Below are 10,347 nucleotides of genomic sequence, written 5' to 3' on the forward strand. Positions count from 1 at the left end.
TAAAATTTAGGGGCATTTGCTCCTAAATTCTTCTTTTATTTTTACCTCTTAAAACGACTTTCTTATAAATTTACTTAAGCATCTTTTTATATAAGCGTTAGTTTTGCGTGAAATTTGGGTAGTAAGATATCATTAAATTTTATTAAAGGAGCGAAAATGAGCAAGAATTTCTTAGGTTCAGTTGCCCTTGCGGCTGTTTTGGTGAGTGGTTTTGGCTTTAGTGCTCCACTAAACGCTGGAGTCTTGGCTCATCAAGTAAAGGTTCAAGGAGAGCTTGGCTCAGTCTTTATAAACCCCTACGATGTATCGCCGCTAACTGCTATCATCGATAGAGCTGGCAAGGACATCAAAGATATCCACGTCAAAGTAAAGGGCAAGCCAGATGGCGGCATAGATATCGACTACAACGTCTCAGAGCATGCCTTGCTCACGCATGATGGCGTGCCTATTTGGGGACTTTACCCTGACTATCTAAACGAAGTAGTCGTAAGCTACACATTTAACGGAGCTAAAAAGGTTGAGACATATAAAATTTACGCCCAGCCTATCGTCACATATAGCCGTGATTTTAGGTTCTCACACATGCAAAAAACTCACGTCAAAAAGGTAGATCCTGCCTTTAAAAACAGGCTCTATCTCATAAACAACACAATAACAAGCGTCTATAAACCGCTTGATTGGAAAAATGGCGGAGCTGCTAGCTGGAACGACTTTACCGAAAACTACATCGTAGATACCAAAGGCGAGGTCAGATGGTATCTTGACTATCAGAAATTTTACGACCGCAGCGAGAGAAGAGTGATGGATGGGGGCATGATGATGGGCTTTCATCAGCTAAAAAACGGCGATATCAGCTTTGGCATGGCTCAAAGATATCTTAGATATGACCTCATGGGAAAAGAAATTTACAACCGCCCACTACCTAGAGGCTACATCGATCTAAGCCACGAGGTGATGCCATTAAAAGATGATCACGCACTTCTTAGAGTAGCAAAATACAACTACCACCACAAAAACGGCAAAATTTCTCACACCATAAGAGACCACATCATCGAGGTCGATAACACCGGCAAAGTGGTCGAAGAGTGGGATCTAAATGAAATTTTTGGCAACAACGTTTATCGCAGCAACCTCATAAAAGCGCTTGATGCTAGGGCTGTTTGCCTAAACATCGACATGGACGCAAAAGAGATCAAGATAAGCGACGATCAGCCATTTGGCGATGTCACCTCCACTGGCACAGGCAGAAACTGGGCGCATGTAAATTCGATCTCATACGATGAGAGCGATGATAGCATCATCCTTTCGCTTCGTCACCAAGGCATCGTAAAGATAGGACGCGACAAGAAAGTAAAATGGATATTAGCCTCGCCTGAAGGCTGGAGCGAGGACTTTAAAGCAAAAGTGCTAACTCCAGTCGATAGCAAGGGCAACAAGATAAAATGTGAAAACTCAAAATGCGAGGGCGAATTTGACTGGTCATGGACTCAGCACACCGCATGGCTAACGCCAAGATACGAAAACAAGGGCGACATAAAGCATATAAGCGTCTTTGATAATGGCGATGCTAGAGGCATGGAGCAGCCAGCCTTTAAAGAGGACAAATACTCCCGTGCGGTTGAATACAAGATAGATGAGAAAAAGGGCACGGTTGAGCAGACTTGGCAGTTTGGCAAGGAGCGTGGATTTGACTTTTATAGCGCAGTCACTAGCAACGTCGAGTGGCAAAAGGATAAAAGCACCTACTTTATCTCAAGCTCAAATGTAAATTTACTCCGCCCTGACAAGACTATCAAAATGGTCTTAGTCGAGATCGATCCAAAGACAAATGATATAAAATTTGAAATGGATGTGGATTCTGCTTCAAGAGATGATGTCGCTTATAGAGCAATGGTTATCGATCCAGAAGTGTTTAGTTATTAAATTTTGGTGTGAGACCCCCTCTCACACCGAGTGTATTAGTTATTATGTTGAAATTTATAAATTTCTTCTTTGACGCTAGTTAGGTCAAAATTTATCGCTCGCTCTAGCTCTAGCAAGCTTACATCTTTGTCTATCTCAAGAGCCATCGCTATCTCGTTTAACTCTTTTGCTTCCTCATTTGCGAGGATCGCACTCTTAAAACTAGCCTCATCTATCTGGCCAAATTTTAAAAAGATCGATTTAAATTTATCTTTTAAAATTTCTCTACTTAGCTTTTTATCTTCTAAAGCCTTCTTCGTGCCGCCATTTCTGTTACAGGTTCTAAATATAAAATCTATTGTTTCATTTACTTCATCGAGTAAATTTTTTGTCTTCTCGCTTTGCATACAAACTCCCTTCACCGCAAACAAATTCAAAGCAAGGCAGACTTTGTCCGCCCTGCTTATAAGAAATTAGAAGTGGCTTTCTACTTTCTCTTCGATTTGGATAGGATGAGTTGTAGCTATATTTTCTTCGCCAGCATGTGAGCTTGCAGTAGCATAAGAAGGTTTAGTCTCTGACTTACCTTCATTCATGATATGATCTTTTGGTGTTTCTAAAAGATCATTTGCGCTAACGCCTATTTTATTGTTATTTAGAACATTTAGCTCAGCTTTTGGCTCATTTATACGAGCAGCATTGCTTAGATCAACACTATCATTGTCTAAGATATCATCTGGCAAGCTTCTAGTGCTTCTTACTTTACCGCTGTGGACTTTAGTTAAGTCAAATTTTACTGATGTTTCATCAGCAAGTGCATTACCAGCTAGATCTTTGAACTGACCTTTCATTGATACAGTAGCTCCATCATGACGCAAATCAAAGTGTTGATTATCCTTGCAAAGAGTGACTACACGACTAAAGCTTCCGTTGTCTATATCGGCTTGACTTATTGTTATATTTTCTCCATGCCCATTTATACTACTCCATCCTTTATAGTCGGTATTGAGCGTATAATGGAATGTATCACCAACTTTTACAGAACCATCTTTTGGAACTTCAACAACAAATGTTATATCACCTTTTCCATTTGCAGGATTATAATATTCAGCATTATCGTAAAATCCGTCATGATTTCTATCTTCAGCCACCCAAATATTTGGTTTTGCTACTGTTGTATCTATCTCAAGACCTGAAACAGTATATGGGCTTGATGCAACACCTGACTTATCAGTAGCCACTGCTACAACAGAGTACTTACCATCTGTGATATTTCCAGTTGTAATGCTCCACTCGCCGTTTTCATTAGCTTTAACATCGCTCTCCCAAACTTTATGTGTTTTACTATTAACTATAGACACTTTTACAATAGCACCAGCCTCTGTTGTTCCACTTATGGTTGGAGTGTTATCATTTGTCAAGCCTGCAATATGCGCAGCTTCATTTGTGATAATATTTCCAGTTTTACCATTCCAACCAGACACATTGTCATCTATTGAAGTAATCTTAACATTAACAGTTTTAGCACCGCTTTCTGAATCGCTAAAGTCAAATACTACTTTATCGCTACCCTTTGCACCTTTATTGCCAGCTGCATCGCTAAAGTATGCTTCAGCTTCATATACACGTCCATTAGCATTTGCGCCAAACGCTAAAGGTTTGCCTGCATTTGGTTGGCCTTGCTCGTATTGATTTTGTACTTTCTCTCCGATATAGCCTCTATCGATATCTGCTTGAGTTATAGTACGATTGTGCCAACTATCGCTTGCGCCCCATCTATAGTTGAATGTATCACCAGCTTTTATGCTTCCATCATCTGGTATAAGAGCTTTCCAAGCCATACGTCCGATATTAGGATTTTCTATATTTTCTTTCCAGCTAAATTTACCGTCATTGTTTGTATCTTCAATAAACTCAACTTTCGCATCTGCTATCTTAGTATCAACTGTTACATTAGCTACATATTCAAGGCTAGTGTTACCAGCTTTATCTACTGCTTGGTATGAGATTATATGCTCACCATCGCTAAGAGGATTAGTGATCTTGTAGTCCCAATGACCATTTTTATCAGCTTTAGTGGTAACCACATTCTCATGATGTTCACCATATTTTATGATGATTACAGATCCAGCCTCTGCTGTACCTTTTAGAAGTGGAGTATTGTCATTTGTAACCTTGCCTTTAACATTTCCTGTAAAATCAACAACATCATTGGTTTTTACACTATCTTCGATACTTGTCAAAGTTACCTCAGGTCCTGTAGTATCAACTGTTACAGTGATTGGACTTGAAGACTCACTCTCTTTGCCAAATACATTTTTAGCAATTGCTGTGATCTTATAGTCGCCATCAGCCCATGGAGAATTCTCCTCTGGTTCGTAGTGCCAATTACCATTAGCATCCACTGGGATTTTTTCAGCGATTACTGTATCGCCATTTTTAAGAGTGATGGTTGTACCAGCCTCAGCTTTACCTATCAACGTAGGGGTTTTGTCATTTGTTATAGCTATAGCACCCTCCAAGACATTGCCAGTTGTATCTCCAGCGTTTATGTCGGTTGGGTTCTTTGGATCTATGCCATACTCATTATCTAAAACTGCTATGATAGTTGGAGCTTTTGGAGCAAAACCTACTATTTTTACTGCATCCATATTGCCTTCACTTACATTACCTGCATCATCGACTAGTCTATAAGATGGAGTTTGGAAGCCTCTTGATTTTGGCATATCGATGCTAAATTCATCTCTTTCTATAAAGCCTTTAGCTATATCTTGCGCAGTTACTTTAAAGATATCTGTCCAAGTTTTAGCGTCGTTTCCAAGAATTTGAACCCTATCGCCTGCTTTTACAGTATTTTCTGGGATGTCGATAACCCATTTAAGCTTGCCATCTTTTAGAGCTGAAGCATCAGCTATGTCTATCTTCTTGTCGCTATTTATATCAGTTGTTATCTTAACTGTTGGAGCGCCAATAGTTGTATCAACATCTACACTTGACCACTCTGATACAGCACTTCTATTGCCTGCTCTATCGGTTGTTTGAACTTTAAGAGTATGTACTCCATCTTCTAGTGCAGCATGTACTTCACCACCCCAGTTCAAATTTGCCTCAAATGTATATTCCCAGTTGCCGTCTTTATCAGCTGTAACTGTTACTTCTTTGCCATCTTTAAATACTAGTTTATCATCTACCATTATCTTAACAGTTGAGAATGCCTCAGCTGTACCTTTTAGAGTTGGCAAGTTGTCATTTGTTAGAGCATTTTTAACATTACCTACAACACCACCAGCAACATCATCGATGATCTCAGTTATAACTGGCTGTGTAGTGCTTGTATCAACATTTACAGTTGCAACATTTGATGGATTACTAACATTACCAGCTTTATCAGTTGCGATAGCTACTACATTATACTCACCCTCAGCAAGTGGAGATTTTGGAGTAAATTCCCAGTTACCATTTGCATCAGCTTTTACAATGATGTCTTTGTTAATAATGTCATTGCCATTTTTAAGAACGATAGTTGAGCCAGCCTCAGCTGTACCTTTAAATGTCGGTGTAGTGTCATTTGTAAAGCCGTCATTTACACCAAGTATATTTCCGCCATTTTCAACACCGCCCCACCAGTTATCTGTTACTGCAGTTATGACTGGAGCATCGATATGAGTATCAACATCTATGCTTACTAGAGCAGAAGGTTGGCTGTTGTTACCAGCTACGTCAGTCGCTTGAGCTTCGAAGTTATGGTGTCCATCACTTAGCTTAGGTGTTGCAAATTCCCAGTTACCATCTTTATCAGCTACTGCAGTCCAGTTGCTGATAACTTCGCCATTCTCAAATCTATAACTACCTCTACCATCGATCTTGATCTCAACAGTCGCAAATGGCTCAGCTGTGCCTTTTAGAGTTGGAGTGTTGTCGTTAGTTAAGCCACCCTTAACATCACCATTTTCTACGCCACCAGCTACATTATCAATGATCTTAGTGATGACTGGTTCATCAGAGTGAAGATCGATCTTGATAGTTGCAGCATCTGAAGGAGCGCTTACTTTACCAGCTGCATTTGTTGCAGTTGCTGTTATACTGTAATCACCCTGAGCAAGTGGAGTTTTTATAGTAAATTCCCAGCTACCATCAGTTTTTACAGGGATATTATCAGCGATAACATCGTTACCATTTTTAAGAGTGATAGTCGTACCTGGTTTTGCTGTGCCTTTAAATGTAGGCGTGCTATCATTTGTTAAGCCACCTTTAACATCTTCGTTAAATTTACCGCCCCTTTGATCATCAATTACTTCTGTGATTACTGGAGCTTCTGGAGCTTTAGTATTCTCACTATCTTCACCTATAACCTTGCTATCCTTGCCTGGGTTGTTAGGGTTATTTGGATTGATGATCTCTGCTGTTACATTGTTATCTTTACCTGGGTTTAGATCAACTGGGATATCAATCTTACCTTTATCGATATCATCTTGGTTGATTGGTTTTTCAGTCTTTTTACCATTGTCATCAGTAACTACTACTTTATCACCTGGTTTTACTGAACCATCTTTTGGTATAGTAACTTCTACTGTTGTTTTACCAGCATCATTGTCACCAGCTTTGTTTTCATCATCAGAAATTTTGCCATCTTTGTTTGTATCTTCTGGGAATTTAATTTCTGGGTTGCTTGGTTTTCTGCTAAATTCGCTGTCAAGTTGTACGTTAGCATGTATAGCTGTGCTTTGGTTACCAACTAGATCGACTATTCTATAGCTTGGGCTTTCAAAGTGTTTTCCAGATAAAGTTGCTTCGTATTCAAAGCTTTTGCCTAGATCGTCATTTGATAATACTTTTTCGATCTTCCATTTACCATCTTTTCCAAGTACTTGAAGAACATCACCCGCACTTACAGTGCCATCTTTTGGTATCTCTACTTCCCAGTGGATCTTACTATCTTTTAAATTCTTAGCTTCATCTACGCTTAGAACTCCATTGTTATCTGCATCTTCTTTTATAGATACTTTTGGAGCACCGATAGTTGTATCAACTTCTAGTGCAGAAGTTGCTTCGCTAGTGTTGCCAGCTGCATCTGTCACTACTGCTTTTATAACGTGAACACGACCAACAAGATCTGCTAGTGGCTCTTTATAGTCGCTTGGTTTAAATTCCCAGTTGCCATCTTTGTCAGCTGTAGCTCTACCAAACTCTTTATTATTATCATAAAGAACTACTTCTTGATTTGCATCAGCTGTACCTTTTATGGTTGGCTTGTTGTCGTTTGTGTTAGTGCCTGCAACATTGCCTTTATATACACCACCCTCTACGTTATCAATGATACCTGTGATCTTGACATTTGGAGCTGTAAAGTCTGAGTCTATGCTGCTAGATACTTCTTTACTTGCATTACCAGCTTGATCAACGATCTTAGCTGTTACGCTTGAAGCTTTACCATCAACAACTGGTACTTTGATCTCTACATATCCAGTTACTCTGTCATTGTAAGTAATAGTATGTGTTTTTTCCTCACCATTTACAGTGTAGTGGATCACATCATTTTCTTCAGCATCACCTGGGACAGAAATTTGAGCTTTTGTGCTAGTGCTATCGCCATCTTTGCCATTTTCAGCTTTATTTAGCTTGCCATCTTTTGGATTTACATCTTCAACAAATGTGATTGTTGGTTCTGATGGAGCTATTAGATCAGCATTAACTACTACAACCTCTGAGAAGTCTGAGATATTTCCTGCTTTATCTTGTGCTCTTGTAGTATATTTATACTCACCATCTCCTAGTTCAGGTAGTTCAAATTTCCAACCACCATGATTATCAGCTGTGACTGTTCCTATAGCTGTTTTCTCGCCATTTAGCTCACTAATCTCATAGATAGTGATAACTGAATCAGGCTCAGCATATCCTTCAAGAGTTGGTGTGCTGTCATTTGTTAGAGCAACTTTTGTTTTAGCGTCTAAAACGTTGCCAGTTTGGCTATCTACATTGTCATTTACAGCGTCTATTACAGGAGCATCTGCAAATGTATCAACATCAAGTGAAACTCTATCAGATGTTGATTTATTGCCTACTTTATCTGTGGCAACTGCTTCAAAGTAGTGCTCTCCATCACTCATAGCTTCAGTTGGAGTAAAGCTCCATTTGCCATTAGCGTCAGCTACTGTTTTGCCAACTAGAGTTTTTTCTGTAGTTGTGTAGAAGCTCTCGTAAATTTCTACTGTTGCACCTGGTGCTGCACTACCTTTGAATGTTGGTAGGTTATCGTTTGTTAGACCATTTTTGACATCACCATTTACTACGCCACCAGTTACGTCATCATAAATTTCGTCGATTGTTACTTGAGTTGTAGCATGAGTATGGATGATATCACTACCTGTTACTGCACTACCTTTACCAGTGTTGCCAGCTTCATCAGTGATCTCTACTTTTACTTTATCGCCTGGGTTTAGTGCTTTAGTAGTATCTATAACAAATTTGCCATCTCCACCTACTTTACCTTCGCCAATTACATTACCAGCTTCATCTTTAACAACGATCTTAGCATCTTGTGTATCAGAGCTACCCTCTACTCTACCTTTTTCTGGAGTATTGTCAGCTGGGTTGCTAATATCTAGTGGGCTTACTTTTAGGTTTTCAACACTTGGAGCTGTTGCATCTACATCTAGCTCAACCTTAGGCGTGATTGATTTATTACCTGCGCTATCAGTAGCATGTGCTTCGAAGTAGTGTAGGCCATCACCCATAGCTTCAGTTGGAGTAAAGCTCCATTTGCCATTAGCGTCAGCTGTTACTTTACCAACTAGAGTTTTTTCTGTAGTTGTTAAGAAGCTCTCATAAATTTCTACTGTTGCACCAGGAGCTGCACTACCTTTGAATGTTGGTAGGTTATCGTTTGTTAGACCATTTTTAACATCACCATTTACTACACCACCATCTACGTCATCATAAATTTCGTCGATTGTTACTTGAACAGTAGAAGAAGCCTCAGTGATATCTTTTGAAATTTCTTCGCTTGGCTTGCTTGGATTGTTTGGATTAACGATCTCGGCTGTTATAGTTGTCTTATCTCCTGTTTTAATATCAACTGTAACTTCAACCTTACCATTTTCAATATCTTTTTCTGTGATCACGTGCTCTTTTGGCTTGTCGCTGTTGTCTTTAACGATAAGCTTATCGCCTGGTTTTACGCTGCCATCTTTTGGAATAGAAATTTCAGCTGTTGTTTTACCAGCGTCATTGTCACCAGCTTTGTTTTCTTTATCAGAGATTTTGCCATCTTTTGGATCATTATCTTCTGGGAATGTGATAGATGGGTTGCTTGGTTGGCGGCTAAATTCGCTGTCAAGTGTAAGGCTAGCTTTTGACGACTCACTAACATTGCCAGCTTCATCAGCAAATCTATACTCTGGAGTCTCATATTTACCATTTCTTAGTTTTTCTATATCGACGTTAAATGTAGCTTCAAATCTACCATCTTTGATCATCTCATCAGTGATAGTAACAAATTTAACCCAATTGCCTTTGCTGTCGATTGACTGGATCACATCACCAGCTTTTATGCTACCGTCTGTTGGGATATCTATTACCCAGTGAGCTTTGCCGTCTTTTATAGCAGCCACTTCAGCAACGCTTAGAACGCCGTTATTATCTGTATCTTCTAAAAATCTAACTTTTGGATTGCCGATAGTTAGATCAACATCTATGCTACCAGATACTTCTTTGCTAGCATTACCAGCTTGATCAACGATCTTAGCTGTTACGCTTGAAGTTTGACCATCAGTTACTGGTACTTTGATCTCTACATGACCAGCTGTCTTATCAGCATTTGTTATAGTATGAGACTCTTCTGCGCCACCATTTACAGTGTATTTGATAACATCACCTGCTACTGCATCTGTTGGGATAGAAATTTGAGCTTTTGTGTTAGCGTTATCACCATCTTTACTATTCTCATCTTTATTTAGTTTGCCATCTTTTGGATTAGTATCTTCAACAAATGTAATAGTTGGCTCTGATGGAGCTGTATGATCGTTTGGATGTTCTATATTGCCAGCTGTTCCTTCGCCGTTACCTTTGTTGCCTGCTTTATCAGTTACTTCAACATTTACTTTATCACCTGGTTTGATTGGATCAGTAGTGATTTCAAAGTTTCCTTTATCATCAGTTGTACCTGTACCAATTATTTTGCCGTCCTTATCTTTAACAACTACTGGAGCATTTGGCTCATCTGAATGACCTTTTACAATTCCTTTTTCTGGGTTGCCATCTGCTGGGTTGTTTGTATCAACTGGAGTTACTTTAACATTTTCAACACTTGGAGCTTTTGTATCTACATCTAAACTTTCTTTTGCTTCCTTGCCTACATTACCAGCTTGATCAACGATCTTAGCTGTTACGCTTGATGTTTGACCATCAGTTACTGGTACTTTTATTTCTACATGATCAGCTGTCTTA

Annotated in this window: 3 protein-coding genes; 1 reads left to right on the forward strand and 2 read right to left on the reverse strand. The window is 39.3% G+C overall.

Annotated elements, in window-relative coordinates; all coding sequences use genetic code 11:
* Window positions 1-156: 156 nt before the first annotated feature.
* Complete coding sequence (locus CVS81_RS07355) at window positions 157-1,923, forward strand: aryl-sulfate sulfotransferase (RefSeq protein WP_107965552.1); 1,767 nt, start codon at window positions 157-159, stop codon at window positions 1,921-1,923.
* 35 nt (window positions 1,924-1,958) lie between these two features.
* On the opposite strand, the gene CVS81_RS07360 is transcribed toward CVS81_RS07355, so the two are convergent.
* Window positions 1,959-2,309, reverse strand: coding sequence for a hypothetical protein (locus CVS81_RS07360; protein ID WP_103613093.1), 351 nt, complete (start codon window positions 2,307-2,309; stop codon window positions 1,959-1,961).
* 66 nt (window positions 2,310-2,375) lie between these two features.
* A partial coding sequence (locus tag CVS81_RS07365; protein ID WP_159070974.1) for an Ig-like domain-containing protein occupies window positions 2,376-10,347 on the reverse strand: 7,972 nt, incomplete at its 5' end.

The sequence above is a fragment of the Campylobacter concisus genome (assembly GCF_003049065.1).
Taxonomy (GTDB): domain Bacteria; phylum Campylobacterota; class Campylobacteria; order Campylobacterales; family Campylobacteraceae; genus Campylobacter_A; species Campylobacter_A concisus_BE.